This is a genomic window from Candidatus Vallotiella adelgis, from assembly GCF_020541305.1.
Classification (GTDB): domain Bacteria; phylum Pseudomonadota; class Gammaproteobacteria; order Burkholderiales; family Burkholderiaceae; genus Mycetohabitans; species Mycetohabitans adelgis.
The window spans coordinates 488,056-511,497 of sequence record NZ_CP047396.1 but is presented as its reverse complement, the minus strand read 5'-3'; the positions used below and the strand labels follow the sequence as shown (position 1 = coordinate 511,497).

Below are 23,442 nucleotides of genomic sequence, written 5' to 3'. Positions count from 1 at the left end.
GACGAGATCATTGTTACCTATCTACAAAGGGGTTTTGGGATAGCCGATGACTGGACATCAAAACAGAGTACTATAGAACTTTCTGCGATCTGTCACGATACTTTATTATTAGTCGAGAAGACTCACTTTCAGATAATGATTACAAATTCTCGCGCTTGAATTAGGTAGCAACTCAAATATTCCGCAGATGCTAATAAATTCGGCTATTAATTGAATTGGAGCATAACAGAAAATGGTAGCGGTTCTTCTTGCATAATGTTGCAACGACTAACTGTTAATAACAAAAGTTAGTGTTCATAGTGTAGGCGAAAACAGGCATTTGCCTATCCAGCACTATGCAATATGCGTTGGGTATTTTTATCCTCCCGAGCATTGAAAAGTCTTACGTCGACCCCCAATTCAATGCTGTAAATGCAGTCTCTTGCATCCTAGCGCTCAGTGTCAGGGCCAAATAGATGCAGAAATAGCTGAATTGAATTATTGACTGAAATTAACTACATCCATTATGGAAGAGAAGCAAGTAAGCCAGAATTATCCTGTATCCGATACTAAACTCGACGGCAATTGCACTCAAGCAGCAGAGCATGCACAGACGCAGCCGGGCGAGATGCAGCTAGAATCCGCTGCAGTGTCAGAGCTAGAAACTGATAGTGGGCAATTCAGCCAGGCCGATGCTGCTGCCGAGACTAAGGCACTTGAACCAGCGCCTGCTAAGTTCGCTGAACTACACGAGAGTTTCCTGCGTGCGTGCGCAGAAACAGAAAACGTGCGACGGCGCGCACAAGATGATATTGCTAAAGCGCATAAGTTCGCGATCGCGAACTTTGCTGAGCACCTGCTGCCTGTCGTTGACAGCCTTGAGGCTGCACTGGCAGACATCACCGGCGACTTAGAAAAAGTTCGTGAGGGCGTCAAGCTGACATTACGCCAGCTATCAAGTGCTTTAGAAAAGGGATATGTTGTGCAGGTTAATCCAGTCGGTGAAACATTTGATCCACATCGGCATCAAGCAATTTCGCTAGTGCTAGCTGAACAAGAACCTAACACAGTCGTTAGCGTACTGCAAAAAGGCTACGTCATCGCTGACCGCGTGTTGCGCCCGGCGCTAGTCACGGTGGCCGCACCTAAATGAGTATAGCCCGGGGTATCGTTAAGGTAAAACCCGCGTGTGGGCTAGGGTATTGAAATTAGCGCTGATGGACCCAAGTTGGGGGCAGACGTGAATACATGACCGCGCGCTGCGCTGGTCTGCTAGATCAAAGCCAGGAGATTAGTAAAATGGGCAAGATTATTGGTATTGACCTCGGTACGACGAATTCGTGCGTAGCGCTGATGGAAGGCAATCAGGTACGAGTGATCGAAAACTCGGAAGGCACCCGTACAACGCCTTCGATTATCGCGTATATGGATAATGGTGAGATTCTAGTCGGTGCGCCCGCCAAGCGCCAGTCTGTGACGAACCCTAGAAATACTCTATTTGCCGTTAAACGTCTGATTGGCCGTCGCTTTGAAGAAAAAGAAGTGCAAAAAGACGTTGGCCTGATGCCTTATCCGATCATTAAAGCGGATAATGGCGACGCGTGGGTGCGGGTGCGCGATAAAAAGCTTGCGCCACCTCAGATTTCTGCTGAAGTGCTTCGTAAGATGAAGAAGACGGCCGAAGATTACCTCGGCGAACCAGTCACCGAAGCAGTCATCACTGTGCCGGCGTACTTTAACGACAGTCAGCGGCAAGCTACGAAAGATGCGGGGCGTATCGCTGGTCTAGATGTAAAGCGGATTATCAATGAGCCAACCGCTGCGGCACTCGCATTTGGACTAGACAAAACAGAGAAAGGAGATCGCAAGATCGCGGTTTATGATCTAGGTGGAGGCACGTTTGATGTCTCAATCATTGAGATTGCAGATGTAGACGGCGAAATGCAGTTCGAAGTCTTATCGACCAACGGAGATACGTTTCTCGGTGGCGAAGACTTCGACCAGCGGATCATTGATCATATTATCGGTGAGTTCAAGAAGGAGCAGGGCGTTGACCTATCCAAGGACGTGCTCGCGCTCCAACGGCTTAAAGAAGCGGCAGAAAAGGCTAAAATTGAGTTATCAAGTTCAGCACAAACTGAGATTAATTTACCGTACATCACGGCAGATGCGTCCGGTCCGAAGCACTTAAACCTAAAGATTACCCGAGCGAAACTAGAGGCATTAGTTGAAGAGCTAATCAAGCGTACGATTGAGCCATGCCGTACCGCGATCAAGGATGCAGCTGTAAAGCTCGATGATATTGATGACGTAATTTTGGTAGGCGGAATGACGCGGATGCCAAAAGTGCAAGATAAGGTTAAAGAGTTCTTTGGGAAAGAACCACGTCGCGACGTAAACCCAGATGAAGCAGTTGCCGTGGGTGCAGCGATCCAGGGTCAGGTTCTTTCCGGTGATCGCAAAGATGTACTGCTGCTAGACGTGACGCCGCTATCGCTAGGCATCGAGACGCTCGGCGGTGTGATGACCAAGATGATCAATAAAAACACAACAATCCCGACTAAACATACCCAGGTTTACTCAACAGCCGATGATAATCAGTCGGCAGTGACCATCAAAGTATTCCAAGGTGAGCGTGAGATGGCAACCGGCAATAAGCTGCTGGGAGAATTTAATCTAGAAGGTATTCCGCCCGCAGCACGTGGCGTACCACAGATCGAGGTGACATTCGACATTGACGCAAACGGTATCCTGCACGTACATGCGCGAGACAAAGGCACTGGAAAAGAAAATAAGATCACGATTAAGGCAAACTCGGGCTTATCTGAGGTCGAAATTGAGAACATGGTAAAAGATGCTGAAGTAAACGCCGAAGAAGATCATCGCCTACGCGAGCTGGCTGATACGCATAATCAAGGTGATGCGTTGGTGCACAGCACAAAGAAAGCGCTCTCTGAATACGGCGATAAGATTGATTCAAGCGAAAAAACTGAGATCGAGGCTGCGCTCAAAGAGTTAGAAGAAGTGCTAAAAAACTCGTCCGATAAAGCGCAAGTCCAGACTCGAGTTGAGGCTTTATCAAAAGTGTCTCAAAAGCTTGGTGAGAAGATGTACGCTGACATGCAAACCAAGGCAAGCGGCGAGACCGGGGAATCAGCCGGAGACAACGTTGTTGATGCAGATTTTAAGGAAGTAAAGAAAAAAAGCTAAGCAAAGGTGACAGTAAAAGCCGATAGACAGCGCGTACTGCGCTGTCTATCGGGATAGACTTTTGTATACCACTGCGCGCTTCACTGTACGGTGGTATAAACAGAGCGCTGGGCGAGCTTATCGGGCTCTCCAGGCCAATTTTGTTTTGTGGCATTAACTCAATATGGCCAAACGGGACTACTACGACGTACTAGGTATCGCTAAAAATGCATCCGATAGCGACATCAAAAAATCATATCGGAAGCTAGCAATGAAGTATCATCCAGACCGCAATCCTGGTAATAAAGATGCGGAAGAGCATTTTAAGGAATCGAAAGAAGCCTATGAAATTCTATCCGATTCGCAGAAGCGAGCTGCTTATGATCAGTATGGTCATGCAGGTGTTGATCCGAACATAAGCGCTGCTAGCGCACAAAACTTCGGTGGATTTTCTGATGCGTTCGGCGATATTTTTGGCGATATTTTTGGGCAGGCCGCCGGTGGTAACCGGCGCTCTGGCCATCAAGTATACCACGGATCAGATTTGCGCTACAGTATGGAGATCACGCTCGAGCGAGCTGCACATGGCCATGAGACGCAAATCCGTATACCAAGCTGGATATTATGCCAAGTATGTCATGGCTCCGGCGCAAAGCCGGACACTAAGCCAGAAACGTGTCCAACTTGCCACGGACAAGGTCAAGTGCGCATGTCGCAGGGTTTCTTTAGTATTCAGCAGACATGTCCAAAGTGCCACGGGATCGGCACATATATTCCAGCTCCATGCGCCCATTGTCATGGCTCCGGCAAAGTCAAAGAAACAAAAACACTAGAGGTAAAAATTCCCGCTGGAATCGATGAGGGTATGCGAATTCGCTCTGCCGGAAACGGAGAGCCAGGCATTAATGGCGGTCCAAACGGCGATTTATATGTAGAAATACATATCAAGCCGCATAGTGTTTTTGAGCGTGACGGAGACGATCTGCATTGCCAAATGCCAATTGCATTTACTACAGCAGTGCTGGGCGGCGAGATCGAGGTACCTACACTAGCCGGAAAAGCATCCTTTACTGTGCCAGAAGGCACACAATCTGGCAAAACATTTCGTCTGCGCGGCAAGGGCATCAAAGGTTTACGATCGAGCCTGCCAGGCGACCTCTATGTCCACGTACAGGTTGAGACGCCAGTCAAGTTAACTGATACGCAGCGTGATCTGTTGCGTCGGTTCGAAAATTCTCTGGTTGAAGGGGGTGCTCGGCATAGCCCGCAGAGCAAAGGATGGTTTGACCGCGTGAAGAGTTTCTTTGAGTAAGAATGGTAGGCCTACTAGTGAGTATAAATACAGAATCTAGGATGCTAGTCACGTTTTCTATGCGGCGCGTTTTACGTCCACCTACCTGCGTAAGCTGGGTGGCTGGACGTAGTGTTTGCTGAGGAGTTGACGCACCCCGGAATAAATCTGCATTCCATAGCCACTTGCAAGCTATGGATAAGCCAGTATGACTGCAACGTCAGTTTAAATGAGAAACGGTAGATATACCACCCTGCTGTACATTCTTCTATTCTGCACGGTCTACGACCAGCTGCTTGTAGACAGAGAAAGATACCGATATGCTTGAAGCAGTATTGGTAATGTTCATTTAAAATACATGCTCTGCGGAAGGGAACATCCGTTCCTTAACAGCGTGTACGTAGGCACGGACAGCTGCCTCGATCGAGGGTTGACCGACCATAAAGTTTTTGACAAACCGTGGTGGATTAGCAGGAAATATACCGAGCATATCATGTAACACCAGTACCTGGCCTGAGCAGTCGATTCCAGCGCCTATGCCAATGGTCGGAATGGTTAGCATTCTAGTAACTTGCGCTCCAAGCGCAGCAGGGATTGCTTCAAGCACCAAGAGCCGCGCGCCGGCTTTCTCGATCAACTGAGCATCTTTTTTTAACTGTTCGGCCGCTAGATCATTTTTTCCCTGGACCTTAAAACCACCAAACGCGTGCACTGACTGCGGCGTGAGTCCTAGATGCCCGCAGACTGGCACTGATCGTTCGACTAAGAAGTGGATCGTTTCAGCCAGCCACGCGCCGCCCTCGAGCTTAACCATTTGAGCACCTGCCTGCATTAGCTGAACAGCATTTGAATATGCATCTAGTGGTGTACCGTAGCTACCGAATGGTAAATCTGAGATAACTAGCGCGGTGTTATTAATTCCTCGCGCTACGCTAATAGTATGATATACGATATCGGCTACCCTGACAGGCAATGTCGTTGACTGGCCCTGTAGCACGTTGCCGAGCGAGTCGCCGATAAGGAGCACATCTATACCTGCGCGCTCGAGCAATGCCGCAAAAATTGCGTCATAACACGTCAGCATCGCAATCGGCTCGCCGGCCTTATACATCTTTTGAAGGCGTGGAATAGTAATAGCGCGACGGATACAGTCCTGCAGATGGCTCATGACAAAATAATCTTTGAAGGGGTGTAATAGCGCGATATACCTTGCATCTGTACGGTAGCATACCATCGTAATGGTAAAAAAAACTTGCTGCATGCAATGTGCAATACACGTAATTATGAATCGGTGATATGCATTTTTATAGAATTTTACACTTTTAGTCCAAGACATAGCGTTTCTAGACTAATCTGAAGGTGAACAAAGTCCACTCATTGGCTAGGCGAGCCGTACGCGTTTCAGTCAGCGTTATACTGGGCAACGACTTCTCTTGTTATAGCAGAACATCCAAGATTAATACTATGCTGTGCTGCTATATATAAATTTTATCACGTCTATCGACCAGCGTTTTGTCGGTGAGGCCCTAACTTACTACCTATCATTGCAGTAGTGCTAGCGATAGAACACACATTAGAAGAGGCTAACCCTCCCGCTAGCTTGGTTAACCTGGCGGGAGCGGCACCGTTAGATTGTGCTCATCGAACTGCAGGATACCGTATAGTAGAATATCAATATCTAGGAGCTCGAAGTGTATTTTGTACGAGCTCTCGTGGCCAAGTGATGCTCAATATTACGATATAGCGTAATAAGCTGCCGCGCAGCAAGTGTAGTTGCCATTTTTACTGCGCAATTATAAAAGTCCTCGCTACCGATGTCGGTAGGACCGTTACAATATAGCAAAGGCTAGATATTTTAAGCGGGGTGGACAGTAGCTTCCTGCGTGAGGCAGACTACTGCATCCCGAAAGTCTGGAGAACGTTACCCAGCTAGGGTATATCATGATGTAGGCTCCTGCAGCATGTTGAGTCCGGAGCTATCACAGCTGCTATTGCTACGTAGTTGGCTATCGGTAGATGATAATAATGGCTGACAGGAAATTGTTTCGGGATGGTTGCTATTGCATGAATCGACACGGCGACGGCGTTTCCGTGGTGATCGTTCATTGTCGCTTTGTGTTAGTAAGGCATGACGCACACTCGCATCACCAGCAATGAAATCCGTCCACCATTGACCAACTGACCTGTCTAACTCGCCAGAATCGCAACGCAGTAAAAGAAAATCATAGCCCGCTCTAAACCGCTGACTCTCCAACAGCTTGAACGCGCTGCGGCCAGAGCGTTTTTCTAGCCTAGGCTGGAGCCCCCAGATTTCTCGAATTTCAGCGGTATATCGTCTCTGAATGGCAAGCCTTTCAGTCCGCTGGTCCAGTACGTCATCTATAGCCCGATGCAAAGCTGGGATCAAACGTTCGCCATCATCTTTATATTGCTGCCAGCGTAGTTGCATATCTCGCCATAGCAGAGAGGCAAATAAGAATCCAGGTGAGACCGGTTTTCCCGAACGCACGCGCTCATCAGCTTTAGCTAGTACAGGTGTAATAAAGTGCTCTTCGCCTGGCTGCTCTAGCGTTACGTCCGGCAGTGGCAATAGCCTATTGTGGAGGCCAAAAACGCGCAATTGTTTTAGGCAGCCGAGTGCGTTTCCTGATAGCAGGAGCTTCAGCATTTCGTCAAACAGCCGAGCTGCTGGCACGTTGTTAATCAGTTCGGCAAGCTCAGTGAGCGGCGCCTGTGTCGATGCTTCAATTGTAAAGTTGAGTTTAGTCGAGAAACGTACAACACGCAGCATTCGAACCGGATCTTCGCGAAAGCGGAGAGCGGGTTCGCCGATCATTCGAAGAATATGTGCACGAATGTCATCCATCCCGCCATGATAGTCAAGCACAGTTTGCATGGTTGGGTCATAGTACATCGCATTAACGGTGAAGTCGCGCCTCGCTGCGTCTTCATGTTGTTTGCCCCAGACATTATCGCGTAGTACGCGCCCGCTAGCATCTACCGCATGCACGCACCGGTCTAAGCTGCTGCGTTGGGGTTTGTGGTGCGGTAGTACAACTACGGGTTCGATGTCTAGGGACCTTGTGCCTGTCGGCGCTGTATCTACCAGCGCACGAAATGTTGATACTTCGATAGTCTCGTGTCGGAACTGAACATGGACGATCTGAAAACGTCGGCCGATCAACCGCGCGTGGCGGAATAGTTTAACGATCTCATCCGGCGTAGCGTCTGTGGCAACATCAAAATCTTTCGGCGCGATATTAAGAAGCAGGTCGCGCACTGCGCCACCAACGATAAACGCGCGAAAACCGGATTTTTGCAGCTTCTCGGTGACGTAGATTGCATTGCGCGAAATCAGCACCGGATCAATACAATGAATATTGGCCGGCACGATGATCGGTATTTTAGGATGACTACTAGCGGCTAAAGTATTGTGGTATAATTTTTGACGTAGTCTCTTGCTCAGCGGTGTTCTAGTCTCCTGCGTAGTCCACGCGTCAGATAGTGGGATATCCGCGTTGGAATTTTTGATTCCCCGATTTGCGTCGGCGCTATGCGCTATATCAGATGACGAAATAGCATCGCTGCCACGCGAGCCGAACAACTTATGGATGATTGTTTTAATCACGTTGATTGGAACAGTTCAAGTATGCGCCAACCACGGCTCAGCGCATACTTGCGTAGCTTCTCATCCGGATTGGTTGCCACCGGATCGGTAACCCTTTCAAGCAGCGGGATATCATTGTGCGAATCGCTATAGAAATAGCTGTGTGTAAAGCCTGACCAGGCTAATCCACACGAATCTAGCCATGCCTGCACCCGCAAGATTTTTCCCTCGCGGTAGCTTGGCACTCCTATTAAGTTGCCCGTATACGAGCTGTCGGGGTGCCCGTCTATCGTCTCAGCTTCACAGGCAATCAGTGTCTCGATGCCAAATACTTGCGCGATCGGTGAAGTAATAAATGCATTAGTCGCTGTTACAATACAGCATAAATCATTTGCTTTCTGGTGCTCCCGAACCAGCGCGAGAGCACTAGGTAGAATTTTTGGGTTGATAACCTCATTCATGAATAGCTGGTGCCATTCATTTAGTTGGTGCCTCGAGTATTTAGATAGAGGGGTGAGCATTGCTCGTAGGTACGCATAAATGTCTAGACTACCTGTTTGGTAGTCGGCATAAAAACCGTCGTTCTCACGCGAGAAGCTATCGGCATCAACAATGCCGAGCTTAATCATAAAGCGTCCCCACTCGTAGTCGCTATCAGTAGGAATTAACGTATGGTCGAGGTCGAACAGAGCAAGATTGCGCGGAGTTTGCATTATGGAGTATTTTACTTGAAGTTGTCTGCTAGCATTGTACGCAGAAGCGGTAGCGTGACTGTTCGCTTGTGCTCGAGAGCAAAGCGATCGAGCTTGTCTAGTACGCTCATGAGGCTTGGCATGTCTCGGCGGTAGTGCGTGAGAAGCCATGTTGTCACATCGTCGACAAAAGTCAGGCCACGTTCACGTGCCGCATTCTGGAGCACAAAAGCCTTGTCCTTATCGGACAACGCGCTGAGATGGAACACTAGTCCCCAGCCTAAGCGTGTACGTACATCCTCGCGCACTGCTAGATTGAGCGGCGCGGCGTTGCCGGTAACTACTAGCCCGCTGCCCCGACTGGAACGCACTTCGTTGAACAGATTAAACAGTGCGATCTGTTGTGCATCGGCCAGTTGGTTAACATCGTCAACTGCATAGATCACGACATTTGGATCATAGCTGAACGCCGAAAGTGGGCTAGGCGGTATAATAAAGCGTACTCGGCTGCTAGATGTACCACCCACCAGCGCCTCCAACAAGTGGCTTCGGCCACTTCCAGTACCTCCCCACACGTAAAATGTGCAGTCTGTGGTCTGCCCAGCCGAGAGGGCGGCATCCAGGCCGGCAAGACGGGTAACTAATTCGCCATGGGCACCAGCGAAGAAATTTTTAAATGTCTTCGCTGGCGGCGTGCCTAGATCAAGTATAAGTTGACGATGGGAAACAGACGAAGTTAGCACGGATGGAAGGCATTCCAGAATATGGTTTAATAAGTATATGCAGACAATACACTTGCATCGGGTAAAATTGCGATTTTACCGATCTTCCCGCGTTTTTGCTATGAATCAACCAAAATCCATCCATCGCACGCAAGCGCGTAGCCTTTCCTATTGTGATGCGGGCGTCAAAATCGATGAGGCCGACGTGCTCATTGAACGCATCAAACCATTTGCGAAAAAGACGATGCGTGATGGTGTACTAGCAGGTATTGGTGGTTTCGGCGCACTGTTCGAGGTGCCGAATAAATATCACGAACCAGTGTTGGTCTCTAGTACCGATGGTGTAGGCACGAAGCTCAAACTTGCGTTTCATTTCAATCGACATGATACGGTCGGGCAGGATTTAGTAGCCATGAGTGTTAATGACATTCTTGTGCAAGGGGCTGAGCCACTATTTTTTCTTGACTATTTCGCCTGTGGCAAGCTCAACGTCGAGATAGCAGCGCGCGTAGTCAATGGTATTGCTGCCGGATGTAAGTTAGCGGGTTGTGCGCTGATTGGAGGCGAGACGGCTGAGATGCCAGGGATGTATCCGGATGGTGAATACGATCTTGCTGGATTTGCGGTCGGGGCAATTGAGAAAAGTAAGATTATCGATGGCAGCAAGATCAGCGCTGGCGATATCTTACTTGGCCTGGCTTCCAGCGGTATCCACTCGAACGGTTACGCATTAGTACGAAAGATCATCGAGCAAGAGAAACCAGATATGCAAGCTAATTTTGCTGGTAGCTCCTTAGCTAATGCACTAATGGCACCTTCACGTATTTACGTGAAGTCCATACTGCAGTTAATGCAACAACTCCCGATTAAGGGTATCGCCCATATCACTGGAGGGGGGCTTATTGGGAACGTACCGCGGGTGCTGCCCGAGCGACTATGCGCAGAATTAGACCACCGTGCATGGCCATTTCCGCCACTATTTGCTTGGTTGCAGAAGCTCGGTGGCATAACCGATGCGGAAATGTATCGCGTTTTTAATTGTGGCATCGGGATGGTAGTTATTGTCTCAGCTAAGCATGAGAAAATCGCTATCGACGTGTTATCAACGGCCGGCGAAGAAGTATGGACTCTTGGCAGAGTACACCAGCGCAACATCGGCTCAGCACAGGCGATTATAGTATAACGCTTGCTATTAGAGGTATAGTGCCGCCGTCGAGGTATTCATAGAAGGCATCGACTCACGAATCAACGGTGCCTACAACTACCGCACTAATTACGGCGCATGCTATATTTTCGCCCATATTTTACGCACAGCATCGATAACGTATGAGCCGGCTTGAGCACTGATGCAGTCGACGACAATCCGCTCTGGAATTGCACGTAACCACGTTAGTTGCCGCTTGCAAAGTTGGCGAGTCGCGAAAATACTTTGCTCGCGCATTGTTGTATAAGCATACTCACCGTCTAGGTAGGCCCACGCTTGTCGGTATCCGATACAGCGCATCGACGGTAAGCCAGGATGTAGGTCTCCGCGTGCGCGTAATTTCTGCACTTCGTCGATTAAGTTAGCATCCAACATGGCGTCAAAGCGCTGTGCAATACGTGCATGTAGTACCAACCGATCGGAGGGTTCTAGCGAAACGACAGCACAGCGGGGTGAAATCGCCTTCTGCTGGCTAGCGACTATGCGATCTGCTGTCCGTCGTTGTAGAAGAACGGACAGCGGCTGACCAGTTAGCTTCCACACTTCGAGCGCCCGCTGGATTCTCCGAGAATCGTTAGGCGCGATCCGCGCCGCTGATATCGGATCGATTTTCCCTAATTTTGCGTGTAGTGCGGGCCATCCCTTAAGCGCCGCATCTTGATCTAGCGCACTTCGGATCGATACATCGGCACCAGGTAACTCGTGTATATATTCAACTAACATTTTATAATACAACATAGTTCCGCCTACCAATAATGGTAGTTTTCCTCGCCCCATAATTTGGGCGCAAAGGCGAAGTGTGTCAGTACGAAATTGGTCAGCAGAATAAATCTGGATCGGGTCAAGAATATCGATGAGATGGTGAGGTACTGCGGCACGATCCGCTGCGGTGGGTTTGGCAGTCCCAATATCCATTTGCCGGTAAATAAGAGCCGAATCAATGCTAACAATCTCGATTGGGGTATCGCGCGCTAGTTCAAGAGCGGCAGCGCTCTTACCGGACGCAGTCGGCCCGAATAAACATGCAATAATCGGGACCGACGCCATGATTTGACTGCTGACCCTAAATAAATAAGTGCATCTGACGCCAAGTCAGGCGACTCCGAGTATATTGATTACCACGTTTAATAACTTCTATTTTCCACAGCAGCTTAGCATTCATCTTTCTAACCTTCAATCACGATTTTTGCGGACGGAATAATAGTATGTTAGCGGCCTAACTAGCTTATTCTGGTGCTGAGTTAGTGCTTGCGAGCCATTGCACATATGTAAGTCAATAGGAACAGCTTGTAAAGCTATACTAGAAAGACTGGGTCGGTATCTTGAGGTAGTTAGTAACCCGATTAAATAGTTAGCGTGGTCGGAAAACGTGAAGCAATATCACAACTCAATGCATTGAGTGTCTCGCGTTTCCCATAAGAAATAACAATTCCGACTACATCAGCTTGATTCTGATTGAGATCAGAAATCATTATATCGAAATGCACTGCTTAGCGAGTGCATGCTTCAATTATTTATATGAGAGCCATATAGACGACGTGCATATGGTGACACTAGTCCTAATATATTGTGTGCTAGTACATAGATTTTATAAAACTGCCTGCTCATGAAAGGTGCCAGAAAAAAGTGGCTACGTGAGAGTCGCTATCATCTGTTATCAAGAAATGTGGAGTAGACTTCCGATAGTCGGGGAAGGGATGAGTTGTATATTTTCGATTTTCATTATCGATGAAAATTAGTTTTCTGTCAGCATCTAGCGCTGAAAAAATGCTAAAAATTTGTCTTCGTATATACGAAAAAAGAAGACAGAGCTCCATCGTACCGACTAAATAACAAATACTGTGCAGACAGCTAAAGATTTAATAATCGCCAGTATATCTTAGCGCATCCTATATATAATACCTAGCTTTAAGATCTACGAATTATGGAAAGATTGCCACGAGGAAAGTTGGCGAATACCTTGCTAGTCTGTTGTAACATTATGCTTGAACAACGCCGACGACGCAGCACCAATTTTTTTGGTAAGTTTAGACCGCTCTCTGTTCTGCTTCACAGGCTACTAAATATTATTTATTAGAATAAATTTTAAGCATACAGCAATAAACGTCAGTACTATACTGAACATAGTATCGCAGCATACTGCTTAAAGCTCAGGTAGTGCCCAAGGTTGGCTCCTCTTAGAAATATACGGCAAGCGGGGTGCTGAAATACAGATCGCATACTCTGATTATCGTACTTATACGGCTACTGTTCGGTGATATTGAACTGGCCTGCGCAGTCGATATGATCGTCATCTACGATATTTTTAAGTTTTAAGGATATTTTTTAGATTCCTTCGTGCAATTTCTTAATGATAGGCGATGATTCTAGCAGAATACTATATAGTATCTGTTATGCTGTTACCGATGATATTTTATAAGTCAGATTTTGTCAGAGAATCTTTTCTAATAGGCGAATTTCCTGCTTTTAATCCGTGGTGCATTTAACACGTTCCGATCAATAAAGCTACTTTTGCTAAATACTTACTATTGCGTGTTATTGCTAGTAATAGAAATCGGAAGAAGTATTGTACATTATTTGATTGCCAGCCATCGCTAGACGAAAATCTTTGATGCGCACTAGGAAAGCTCGATACAGGATTTTTAGATTCGACTGCATTAACGTAAGATGCATTAATTCTACCAACCTCACGACGTGAGGATGAACGTACTTATGCGCTTCTCGCTAGAGTAGTGCAATATACTATTCGTCGAGTACGATGTACCGTTCATCGCTGGTGTATTCCATATTAATGGAGAACGCGCTAGGGTTGATTTCTGTCGGGCATGTTGCTAAGTGTCTGCAGCTTGCATATAACCACTGATTAGAATATCTGTGTCTATCTAGATGGATGCGCCCCTGGTTCAAGCTGGAATATAAGTTGAGCTTTTATCACTTACACCGCAGATCACCCTGAGGGTGACGCATTACCTTAAATCACGTGTTCTTGGAACTAGCTAATACGTACCGCATAGATTCTCGGATCGTTAGGCAAATTTTTGTGACCAAATCTTTTGGTATTTAGTCTAGGCTATCAATATTCAAGCGTCTACCCGAAAGTTCCTGTCAGAATTCTTTACTATAGACAGTTCGTGAATTTAACTAAGTTCAGCGGTTTGATGAGCGTCGAGTAGGCACTTTTTTCCAGTTGCACTATAAGCGCCCGCAGTTAGATTACGCCCTTCTCCTTGGACTACGAGGTTAAGTTTCAGGTCGGGCATATTCAGCAGGCTACCAGCACGCTGCGGCCACTCGATCAGGCATAGCGCTCCGATATCAAAGTACTCTCGAAAACCAGCATCATCCCATTCCCTCGGATCTGCAAAGCGGTATAGATCGAAATGGTAGATTGATAGTGGTTTTCCATCGACGTTTTCTATTGTATAAGGCTCGATAAGCGTATAAGTTGGGCTGCGCACGCGCTGTTTATAGCCGAGAGCGCGCAGGAGCGCCCGTACTAACGTCGTCTTGCCCGCGCCAAGGTTGCCGACTAAATGCACTTGCATGCTGTGCCTAAGCGAGGCACGCATTGCTTTCGGGATTGACTTAGCCAACGTTGCACCGAATTTATAGGCTGCGCGCTCATTTTGCAGCTCGAATGTGCGTTCTATCAACAGATGAGGTAAGCATTTAGAAAGTAGCATTGCGTAAAGTAGAGATGATAAAAACTATCAATATGAGATTTATCGCGATATGTATTACCAATTTCGATCTAGGGTTACTAACCTGATCTAAGATCACTAGCGTAGAATTATTGTGAATAAGTACTTGAATTAAGTTTTAGCATAATTAGCACTTATACTACTAATTTTTTTATTCTGAAAAGCTATTTGCTGCAAAGTTCTATAACTACGTCAATTATATAACTAAGCATGGTATGAGTCATAGGCAGCCAGCAGAGTCTGTATTACAATATAATGGGTTATACTTCCCGACGATGCGCGCCCAGCGCTTTTAGGTTGGTTTAAAGTGCCGCTGAACTATTTTTGCGCGGCGAAGTGGCACATTAAAAAAATTTTTCAAAAAATCTCACTTCTAAGAAGTGTAATAAATGAAAAATAAATTGATATATTATATAATATATACTCGGCAAAAAAATTAGATAAATCGAGTAAAAAAAAGATTATAAAACTGATTTATTAAAACAATATTATTGTTTGGTATAAATAAAAATGTTTTTAAATAACAAATAACATAGAATTAATGCTTTGTATAGAATTAATTCTATATGAGAATTTGTACTCTAAATACAATTTAGATTGTTATATTATAAATGCTCAGTAAATAATTTTTTACGATAGGAAATAATACATCATATTTATATTATTTTTATCTAAATATTTTATATTGTTTATAGTAATAAACTATACCTTTTTAATATTACAGATATAACGAAAAAATTTATGATGAAGTAACAAAATTTTATTTTTTGTGATAAAAATTATCACATGATATAAAATATACGACTTCTAAATAAATTTAGCAATATCATTGTATCGAGTTTAGTATTTTGCCGATTTCAGTAAATATTTTTATAAATACTTAATCGAATAGTAATATCTCATCTACACGGTAACTTATTTACTTGAGTAATATATCATATTACTTTATGATAAAAAGACTTTATTAGTTTAAAATACTATATAAATATTTTTAAAAAATAAAATTAAACGCTTTTTCTCAGCTTTATATTGCGAACTATCATTTGGACTATCTGGTTTTTAGTAGCATCGCTATTTAGGACGCGTAAATTGCCGGTGATCGCTGTATTTTTGTATATTCTGTCGCGAATAAGAGTGACTAAACAGCAAGAATCAAAATTATCGCGCGAGTTTTACTGTGTAGATATCGCGATATAGCTAGCGACTACACTAGTACTATGCAAACGGGGGCAAGTGACTAGAATCACAGCGAGAGCATGCTATCCCGCATAATGCCTATATTGTACGTTAGCGTACAATTTTATGTGTACCTAGCACGGTTAAGGTTAGGTAAAATAGCGTGTTTTGCATGAGTAGTTCGTTTTTCTCCATGGCTAATCTGCTTGTTACCCTGGTTGCGTACCTAATTGGCTCTATATCGTTTGCGGTGGTAGTCAGCAGCATAGTCGGGCTATCTGACCCGCGTACCTATGGATCTAAAACCCCTGGCGCGACCAATGTACTGCGCAGCGGTAATAAGATAGCGGCAGTTTTGACCTTGCTTGGAGATGTTTCTAAGGGATGGCTTGTCGTGTGGCTAGTTAAGCATGTTGTAGCCACATATAAACTTGATGTACTATTAGTGGCTTTAGCATCGATTTCCGTATTTCTTGGCCACTTATATCCCGTATTCTTCGATTTTAAAGGCGGAAAGGGGGTAGCTACTGCCGCTGGCATTCTGCTTGCAATCGATCTAAGACTTGGTATCGCGACTGCTTCCACGTGGCTGATCATTGCTTTTCTTTTTCGCTACTCATCTTTAGCAGCACTTATTGCAGCCCTGCTCGCACCGTTGTTTGACATATTCATGTTCAGCTGCAACCAGATCGCTTTAGTTATTATTACTATAAGTATATTACTAGTGTGGCGGCACCGTACAAATATCAGCAAGCTTCTAATCGGAGAAGAGAGCCGGATTGGTGATAAGAAAAGCAGAGTACAGTGATAGCGAGATAGCTGTAGCAGTAAGGTCATATGCTGTTTAGACACACAGATGGTAGAACTGAAGAGGAGTGTCATTCGTTTTTTGCCGCCATTCACACGCATCGTGTCAGTCCTGCATCCTAATTTTAAACTGTAATTTTTCTATCGTTGAGTAGCTTGCGATCTTTTTAAGGAAAATTATGCTTACTACACTTTTTTCTCGATTCTTTCATGGTTAAAAAGCGTACATTAATCTAATTTTTAGCCATTTTAGAAACGCGTACCTAGCTTGACTCAGCTTGAAATAGTTCACCTTCTCTCCATTGGGCGTACACCGAAGTATACTAAGATTTCTTGGCGTGACTACTTGACAAAGTTTTTATCTAGAATCTAATTTCTACTGCTATATCAAATACGGAGTTGTGTTTTCTATCGAAAAAAACTACTAGGACCGCTACTGCGATACCGTATGTACATTGCTGAGATCTTATGAAAAGTCGCTATAATGCGAAATATTTTATTGTTTTACGGAAACCTGCGTTTTTCTACATCTCGCGTTACACTAATTGTATGTACAGTAGTAGCGCTGACTAATTATGGCTTGTAATGTGCCAATTAACTAATGCTGAACCGGCGTTTAATGCGCTTCAGGCTAACTATTCCCTCCGAGATCACAATACATTTGGCTTTGACGTGCGAGCGCGTCTAGGCGGTACAATCTGCTCGGAAGTTGCTCTTATCGCGCTGTGTGCAGATCAGCGGATAGCTAACTTGCCGCGTTTAGTGCTCGGCGCAGGTAGCAACGTCGTACTCACGCGCGACTTCGATGGCTTAGTACTCGTAATTAAATTGCGTGGAAAACGCATTCTTGCACAGACGGATGATTCTTACATCGTCGAGGTCGCTGCTGGCGAGCGTTGGCACGACTTCGTTGACTGGACATTGCAACAAGGTATGGCCGGATTGGAAAATCTCGCGCTGATCCCCGGTACAGTTGGTGCTGCTCCGGTGCAAAATATTGGTGCATATGGCCTCGAGCTTGTCGAGAGGCTCGAACGGTTGCGTTCACTGGATATAGTCGAGGGACGTATTATAGACCTCGATGCACAAGCATGTGCATTTGGTTATCGTGACAGCATATTTAAGCATGCAGCACGCGATCGGCTAATTATTTTATCAGTTGTATTTCGCTTGCCGAAACGATGGCAGGCCTGTGTTACATACGCTGATCTTGCAAGCTGGCTCTCTTCGAGAGGAATTCACAAGCCAACAGCACGACAGATCTTCGGCGCGATTACTGAGATACGGCGTGAAAAACTGCCGAACCCAATGATGCTTGGTAATGCTGGTAGTTTTTTTAAGAATCCGCTTGTTGATATCAAGAAGTTTTCAGAATTGCGTGCGAAAGAGCCAAATATCGTGTTTTACACACAGCACAATGGTCGAATCAAGCTCGCTGCTGGTTGGATGATTGATCGCTGCGGATGGAAAGGGCGCTCAATCGGTCCGTCCGCCGTGCATGAACGTCAGGCTCTAGTTCTTGTCAATCGCGGTGGCGCAACCGGAAAACAGATATTAGCGCTGGCGCTTGCGATACGGGCTGATGTTAGGCAGCGATTCGGCGTGGAACTCGACATAGAGCCGCGTATCATCTAAAGTTAGCACTTTTCCATACCTTGGGCGATAGCATTAATGGTTTAGACGGCCAAGCATCAAAAACTCCATCAGCGCTTTTTGTACATGAAGCCGGTTCTCGGCTTCATCCCACACAACACTTTGCCGACCGTCGATAACGTCGGCGCTTACTTCTTCGCCCCGATGTGTAGGTAGACAATGCATGAATAGCGCGTCAGGCTGCGCTAGGGCCATTAATTCCGAGTCAACACACCAATCTGCAAACGCGGCCTTGCGTGCTTCATTTTCTTGTTCGAAGCCCATGCTAGTCCATACATCAGTCGTAACTAAGTGGGCACCTTCGCAGGCGGCACGCGGATCATCGGTTTCCTCAACTAATTCTAGGTGCTTTAGGATCGATGCGTGCTTGATCTTATATCCAGGTGGTGTTGACACGCGAAGCTTGAAACCGAGGATTTGCGCGGCTTCGATCCAGGTATAGGCCATATTATTTGCATCACCTACCCACGCGACAGTTTTTCCACGGATTGGTCCTCGGTGCTCATGGAATGTAAAGACGTCAGCTAGAACTTGGCACGGGTGATACTCATTCGTTAATCCATTAATTACCGGAACACGTGAATTTATGGCAAAGCGCTGCAGGATGTCCTGACCGAACGTACGAATCATAATAATATCAACCATACGTGATATAACCTGTGCCGCATCTTCGATTGGCTCACCGCGACCTAGCTGCGTATCGCGTGTACTCATGAAGACCGCATGGCCGCCTAGCTGAAAGATACCAGCTTCAAACGAGAGCCTCGTTCGCGTCGAGTTTTTCTCGAAAATCATAGCTAGCGTGCGATCATGCAAAGGATGATAGGTTTCGTAGTTTTTGAACTTCTGTTTTAGAATTCGGGTGCGCTCCAGCACATAATTATAATCGTCGGCAGAAAAATCTTGAAATTTTAGGTAGTGGCGAATCGTTTGGGTGGAGGTCATAACAACAAATATGGCGGATTAAACTTATTCGTAGGCCGAAGCACCATCGTTCTATGTATATTATACCGCCCTAATATAAAGAATGTCAGCGTCTTTGATGCGCCGGCCTAATATCCCGGTCGCCCTTAGATATTTCTTTATATCCGGTGTATTAGCCAAGATTTGTTATCGAACAACAAGCGTTTAACGTGCTAACTTTCAAGTTTCGAGATTCTTGTTATGGTGCACAAGAAGAATCAAGCGCAAGGATAGAGATCTTTTTATGCAACGCGTACCCGGTATTCGATCTGAAGCAGTACGCTGCGACGAAAGAACGCGTGAGCTATAATTGGCACTCTCGCGGCGAGCTTGCTGTGGTAGTGTCGCTTGGGCGGGTTCAAAGCATGGGAGAGCATATCCACAGCGCTGCGGAGCTTTGCTTGTCTTGTGCGTACGTACTGTGTCGAGGTTGATGCTGGCACTGGGCTGTCTTTCGGGTGTTCCACATGGGCGATTCATCCTCAACTAAATACTTCATTCAAGGCATCACTAAGAGTGGAAAGAAATTTCGGCCGAGTGACTGGTCAGAACGGTTATGCGGCGTGATGTCGTCGTTTGGTCCAGGAGCGACTGGGCTAAATGCGAAGTTAAAGTATTCACTTTACGTGCGGCCTGTGATCCTTGGTAACATTAAAACAGTGATTGTCGACTCACGGCTGCGTGATACTGAACCGATAGCTTTTGATTTCGTGATGAAATTTGCTCGGGATAATCATCTGGTCGTGACTGAAGCCTAAGAGCTGCGCTAGCAGAATATTTGTGCATTGCACCACGCTCAGGCGTGCGGTTAACTGGCCAGTGTGATTATTTTGAGCAATACTTTTTCTTCTAGATTTTTGCTAAACTTAATTATCGACAGGGCTGCATCGTAGTGCAGTTAAGCAAGCGCGGATCAGGATTTAAGCTACGGACTGCGCCAATTCTTTAATGACGGAGGCTAAGCGGCTTTTGTGACGAGCGGCCTTGTTTTTGTGGATTATTTTCTTATCAGCAATAATGTCTAGTGTCTTTGTTGATTGTTTTAGCACCTCCGTAGCTTTTATTTGATCACCGAATTCGATTGCTTTTCGCACAGCCTTGATCGCAGTACGCACTTTAGAACGTAGTGCGGAATTATGTGAGTTGGCTTTTGCGGCTTGCCGGGCACGCTTGCGAGCTTGTGCAGAGTTAGCCATGATGGTTTCTTATCTTGTTTCTAGAAAAACTTGAGTGCATTAGGTATAGATCGTAAGGAATGATTATCCGATCAACTATTAAGAGTAGAGTGTAACAATAAAACAATAAAATACGCAATCGGCGACCCTCTTTAGAATCAATCTAAGTAGAAACGTCCAGCCCAGCTATATTGTCAATGGGTGTGAGGCGGTCTAAGAGTCAGCTCATTTATGAGTGACTACACTATCATAGAACCGCAAGCCATAGAAACTTCTCGGATTCAGTGGGTTAGTGTCATGTATCGTCGTAGTTGTATCTGTCGCATAGTGAGATCCGTATAATGCTGCTGCATGAATCTACTCCGCCCCCTCATCACTGTCAGTGGTTTTACCTTGCTTTCTCGCATCACTGGATTAGTGCGTGAAACGCTAATTGCCCATGCTTTTGGCGCTAGCTCATACACCGATGCGTTTAATATTGCGTTTCGCATCCCGAATCTGCTGAGGCGACTATCTGCAGAGGGTGCGTTTTCTCAAGCGTTCGTGCCAATCTTAGCCGAGTTTAAAAGCGAGCGTGGACACAGGGCGACGTCTACGCTCGTAGACTCGACCGCTACTGTACTAACCTGGGTGCTAGTTGGGTTATCGTTGCTGGGTATTGCTGGGGCTGGGTTCGTCGTGTGGGTAATGGCATCAGGTTTGCTTCACGAAGGCCGGTCATTTGGCCTCGCGGTAATGATGACGCGGATTATGTTTCCGTACATCGCACTGAGCTCACTGACTTCGCTGGCGTCTGGCGTCTTGCATACTTATCGGAATTTTTCACTGCCTGCATTCGCACCCGTTCTGCTTAATGTTAGTTTTATTGTAGCAGCATTAGTCGTTGCGCCTCGCCTAGACACCCCAATCTACGCGCTCGCTTTCGCGGTATTAGCTGGCGGCGTACTGCAGCTGCTCGTACAACTGCCGGGACTCAAACAGATACAGATGATTCCTCGGATTAGACTTAATCTAGCTCTTGCGCTAGCCCACCCTGGGGTCAAGCTGATATTGCGGAAAATGATGCCTGCCAGCTTTGCTGTATCAGTTGCCCAGCTATCGCTGATTGTTAATACTAATATTGCTTCGCACTTGCCGCCTGGCAGTGTATCGTGGTTATCATATGCAGATCGGCTCATGGAGTTTCCAACCGCCTTGCTGGGTGTTGCGCTTAGTACGATTCTGTTACCTAGTTTATCTAAGGCGCATGCAGATTCTGATTCGGCCGAATACTCGGCGTTACTTGACTGGGGATTACGGCTTACTTTTTTACTGGCTGCCCCCAGTTCTGTTGCATTATGTGTCTATGCTGAACCCCTAACAGCGACTCTGTTTAATTATGGGCGGTTTTCAGGACACGATAACCTAATGGTGTCACGTGCTCTGGCTGCCTATGGGGTGGGGTTGCTTGGGCTAATACTGATCAAGATCCTTGCATCCGGTTTTTATGCCAAACAAGATATCAAGACGCCGGTCAAAATTGCGTTAGCGGTACTAGTGATCACGCAATTATGTAATGTTATATTTGTGCCTTATCTTGCACATGCGGGCTTGTCATTGAGTATTGGAATCAGTGCATGCGTGAATGCACTGATGCTGTTCGTTAGTTTGCGTCGGCGTTTGATATATATACCATTAGCAGGATGGGGGCTATTCTTTGTGCAGTTAGTTGGTGCATGCCTTGTTCTTGCTGGTGTGATGCGCTGGTTTAACCAATCGTTTAATTGGATAGCACTCGGATATCACCCGGGTATTCGAATTGCCGCATTAATAGCAACGCTAATTATTTTTGCCGCGGTATATTTTTCCATATTATTTTTAATGAATTTTAAATATGCATATTTCCGCCGATGTGTTAAATAGTAAGTTTCTTATAAATTCTATAACACTCGATTTTCACCGCGCTGGCCCCATAAAACTCAGGGCCAGCGCCACTAAAAGAATATATCTTAGCGGCATCTCAAGATGCCTATCTGATCTAGAGGTGCAAAGTATTTTCAGACATCGGGGACCTCTAGCGGTATGACTCAGTTGATGCCTTTTGTGGGAGGGCACTACATTACTTTTTCTTCTGAAAGCTTGGTAGCAACTATACTGTTTCTCTTGGGTACTTGAGAGTAGATACAAAGCTATGCTTGCCACAAACCTTCATTGTTAGCATAGACAGTTATGCAATTCACTATTGTCTATTCTAACAATTTACTACGCAACATCTTAAATGGCATCACACTCTCGATAACAGCGTGCTCGCCGTCCACGGTAATAAGTGCTATTCGACAAATCGTTTATCATAATTGATTTGTCAAACACCTTACCCTCTCTTTCTTTCAGTCGGCATACCTAACTTGCTGCCGTACTCGGCTAGTATACAAGCAGTCGCTACATGTAAATCTGAATTAGCATTCGGCTAATAAAAATATTGTTCGCGGATTTGCATAGCACTTTCTTTCCGATATCAATGCAGCATTCAACTGATCTGAAAACCCTGTCGGGTATGCAATACTATGCATCATGGTTATTCTAGATACTTGTGTTTTGACTAGAGATACTCCATTCTTTGCTAGTTACCTCAGTACCTTGAATACGCGTTGGCTAATTTCATGAACAGTACCGAGCCCAGAGATTTTCCGGTACGCAGGGGGGCTCAGTCCGTTTTCGTTACCGCGCCGTGCCCATTGTATGTAGTAGTCGATCAACGGACGTGTTTGTGCGATGTAGACCGCTAGGCGCTTGTGAACGGTTTCTTCTTTATCGTCATTACGTTGAACTAGTGGTTCGCCAGTTACATCATCGATCATATCGACCTTGGGTGGATTAAACTTCATGTGATATGTGCGCCCTGATGATGGATGTGTGCAGCGCCCGCTTATGCGCTCGATAATCTCGTAGAACGGCACATCGATTTTCAGCACATAGTCGATTATCACACCAGCCTGTTTCATCGCATCGGCCTGTGGGATCGTGCGCGGAAAGCCATCAAATAGATAGCCGTTCTTACAGTCAGCCTGCTGGAGCCGTTCTTTAACTAGTTGGATGATTAATGTATCCGGAACTAGCTCACCCGCATCCATGTAGCGCTTGGCCTCTACGCTACTCGGCGTAGAGGCCCTGACTGCCGCGCGCAGCATGTCGCCAGTCGAGATTTTTGGGATTGTAAACTTATCCTTGATAAAGTTTGCCTGGGTGCCCTTGCCTGCGCCAGGGGCGCCTAACAGGATCAAACGCATAATAATTTTCCGAGATT

19 protein-coding genes are annotated in these 23,442 nt (G+C 46.0%); 8 read left to right on the top strand and 11 right to left on the bottom strand.

Translation table 11 applies throughout. From position 1 onward, the window contains the following. The first annotated feature begins 505 nt into the window (after positions 1 to 505). The 3 genes from grpE to dnaJ all read left to right on the top strand — a co-directional run bounded on the left by grpE (position 506) and on the right by dnaJ (position 4,480). Positions 506 to 1,132 carry a nucleotide exchange factor GrpE gene (gene grpE, locus GJV44_RS01890; RefSeq protein WP_420885748.1) on the top strand — a complete coding sequence of 209 codons (627 nt, stop codon included), beginning with the start codon at positions 506 to 508 and terminating at the stop codon, positions 1,130 to 1,132. Positions 1,133 to 1,227: 95 nt separating this feature from the next. Next, positions 1,228 to 3,189: a molecular chaperone DnaK gene (gene dnaK, locus GJV44_RS01885; RefSeq protein ID WP_226806800.1), complete on the top strand. Its 1,962-nt coding sequence runs from the start codon at positions 1,228 to 1,230 to the stop codon at positions 3,187 to 3,189. A gap of 163 nt (positions 3,190 to 3,352) precedes the next feature. After that, positions 3,353 to 4,480 (top strand): molecular chaperone DnaJ, encoded by a 1,128-nt coding sequence (gene dnaJ / locus GJV44_RS01880; RefSeq protein ID WP_226806799.1) that lies wholly within the window; start codon positions 3,353 to 3,355, stop codon positions 4,478 to 4,480. A 328-nt stretch (positions 4,481 to 4,808) separates the two neighbouring features. Here dnaJ and panB read toward each other — a convergent pair whose 3' ends face one another. The 4 genes from panB to hda all read right to left on the bottom strand — a co-directional run bounded on the left by panB (position 4,809) and on the right by hda (position 9,501). Continuing rightward, entirely contained in the window at positions 4,809 to 5,627 is an 819-nt protein-coding gene (panB, locus tag GJV44_RS01875; protein WP_226806865.1) for a 3-methyl-2-oxobutanoate hydroxymethyltransferase, read from the bottom strand. A 771-nt stretch (positions 5,628 to 6,398) separates the two neighbouring features. Then, positions 6,399 to 8,087 (bottom strand): polynucleotide adenylyltransferase PcnB, encoded by a 1,689-nt coding sequence (gene pcnB, locus GJV44_RS01870; protein ID WP_226806798.1) that lies wholly within the window; start codon positions 8,085 to 8,087, stop codon positions 6,399 to 6,401. Further along, positions 8,084 to 8,779 carry a histidinol-phosphatase gene (locus GJV44_RS01865; RefSeq protein ID WP_226806797.1) on the bottom strand — a complete coding sequence of 232 codons (696 nt, stop codon included), beginning with the start codon at positions 8,777 to 8,779 and terminating at the stop codon, positions 8,084 to 8,086. The genes pcnB and GJV44_RS01865 overlap by 4 nt, the downstream gene beginning before the upstream one ends. An 11-nt stretch (positions 8,780 to 8,790) precedes the next feature. After that, positions 8,791 to 9,501 carry a DnaA regulatory inactivator Hda gene (gene hda, locus GJV44_RS01860; protein ID WP_226806796.1) on the bottom strand — a complete coding sequence of 237 codons (711 nt, stop codon included), beginning with the start codon at positions 9,499 to 9,501 and terminating at the stop codon, positions 8,791 to 8,793. A gap of 100 nt (positions 9,502 to 9,601) precedes the next feature. Here hda and purM point away from each other — a divergent pair, with 100 nt between their 5' ends. After that, positions 9,602 to 10,663 carry a phosphoribosylformylglycinamidine cyclo-ligase gene (purM, locus tag GJV44_RS01855; RefSeq protein WP_226806795.1) on the top strand — a complete coding sequence of 354 codons (1,062 nt, stop codon included), beginning with the start codon at positions 9,602 to 9,604 and terminating at the stop codon, positions 10,661 to 10,663. A 102-nt stretch (positions 10,664 to 10,765) separates the two neighbouring features. Here the strand turns inward: purM and miaA are convergent, their stop codons facing one another. The 3 genes from miaA to tsaE all read right to left on the bottom strand — a co-directional run bounded on the left by miaA (position 10,766) and on the right by tsaE (position 14,367). After that, complete coding sequence (miaA, locus tag GJV44_RS01850) at positions 10,766 to 11,731, bottom strand: tRNA (adenosine(37)-N6)-dimethylallyltransferase MiaA (RefSeq protein WP_226806794.1); 966 nt, start codon at positions 11,729 to 11,731, stop codon at positions 10,766 to 10,768. A gap of 296 nt (positions 11,732 to 12,027) precedes the next feature. Then, positions 12,028 to 12,156, bottom strand: coding sequence for a hypothetical protein (locus tag GJV44_RS04475; RefSeq protein ID WP_276310871.1), 129 nt, complete (start codon positions 12,154 to 12,156; stop codon positions 12,028 to 12,030). A gap of 1,665 nt (positions 12,157 to 13,821) precedes the next feature. After that, positions 13,822 to 14,367: a tRNA (adenosine(37)-N6)-threonylcarbamoyltransferase complex ATPase subunit type 1 TsaE gene (gene tsaE, locus GJV44_RS01845; RefSeq protein ID WP_226806793.1), complete on the bottom strand. Its 546-nt coding sequence runs from the start codon at positions 14,365 to 14,367 to the stop codon at positions 13,822 to 13,824. A gap of 1,387 nt (positions 14,368 to 15,754) precedes the next feature. Here tsaE and plsY point away from each other — a divergent pair. Further along, positions 15,755 to 16,369 (top strand): glycerol-3-phosphate 1-O-acyltransferase PlsY, encoded by a 615-nt coding sequence (gene plsY / locus GJV44_RS01840; RefSeq protein WP_226806864.1) that lies wholly within the window; start codon positions 15,755 to 15,757, stop codon positions 16,367 to 16,369. 584 nt (positions 16,370 to 16,953) lie between these two features. Continuing rightward, the gene (gene murB, locus GJV44_RS01835; protein WP_226806792.1) at positions 16,954 to 18,003 is read left to right on the top strand and encodes a UDP-N-acetylmuramate dehydrogenase; all 1,050 of its coding nucleotides are present in this window, start codon (positions 16,954 to 16,956) and stop codon (positions 18,001 to 18,003) included. Between the two features lie 33 nt (positions 18,004 to 18,036). Here murB and argF read toward each other — a convergent pair whose 3' ends face one another. Both argF and GJV44_RS01825 read right to left on the bottom strand, forming a co-directional pair. After that, positions 18,037 to 18,966 carry an ornithine carbamoyltransferase gene (gene argF / locus GJV44_RS01830; RefSeq protein ID WP_226806791.1) on the bottom strand — a complete coding sequence of 310 codons (930 nt, stop codon included), beginning with the start codon at positions 18,964 to 18,966 and terminating at the stop codon, positions 18,037 to 18,039. Positions 18,967 to 19,226: 260 nt separating this feature from the next. Continuing rightward, entirely contained in the window at positions 19,227 to 19,451 is a 225-nt protein-coding gene (locus tag GJV44_RS01825; RefSeq protein WP_226806790.1) for a hypothetical protein, read from the bottom strand. Here GJV44_RS01825 and GJV44_RS01820 point away from each other — a divergent pair, their 5' ends adjacent. Then, the gene (locus GJV44_RS01820; RefSeq protein WP_226806789.1) at positions 19,452 to 19,742 is read left to right on the top strand and encodes a DUF3579 domain-containing protein; all 291 of its coding nucleotides are present in this window, start codon (positions 19,452 to 19,454) and stop codon (positions 19,740 to 19,742) included. It abuts the gene before it with no gap. 162 nt (positions 19,743 to 19,904) lie between these two features. On the opposite strand, the gene rpsT is transcribed toward GJV44_RS01820, so the two are convergent. Next, positions 19,905 to 20,180 (bottom strand): 30S ribosomal protein S20, encoded by a 276-nt coding sequence (gene rpsT, locus GJV44_RS01815; RefSeq protein ID WP_226806788.1) that lies wholly within the window; start codon positions 20,178 to 20,180, stop codon positions 19,905 to 19,907. Positions 20,181 to 20,510: 330 nt separating this feature from the next. On the opposite strand from rpsT, the gene murJ reads away from it, so the two are divergent. Then, positions 20,511 to 22,061 (top strand): murein biosynthesis integral membrane protein MurJ, encoded by a 1,551-nt coding sequence (gene murJ, locus GJV44_RS01810; RefSeq protein ID WP_226806787.1) that lies wholly within the window; start codon positions 20,511 to 20,513, stop codon positions 22,059 to 22,061. A 701-nt stretch (positions 22,062 to 22,762) separates the two neighbouring features. Here murJ and adk read toward each other — a convergent pair. Further along, on the bottom strand, positions 22,763 to 23,425 hold the full coding sequence (adk, locus tag GJV44_RS01805; protein ID WP_226806786.1) for an adenylate kinase: 663 nt from the start codon (positions 23,423 to 23,425) through the stop codon (positions 22,763 to 22,765). Between the last annotated feature and the right edge of the window lie 17 nt (positions 23,426 to 23,442).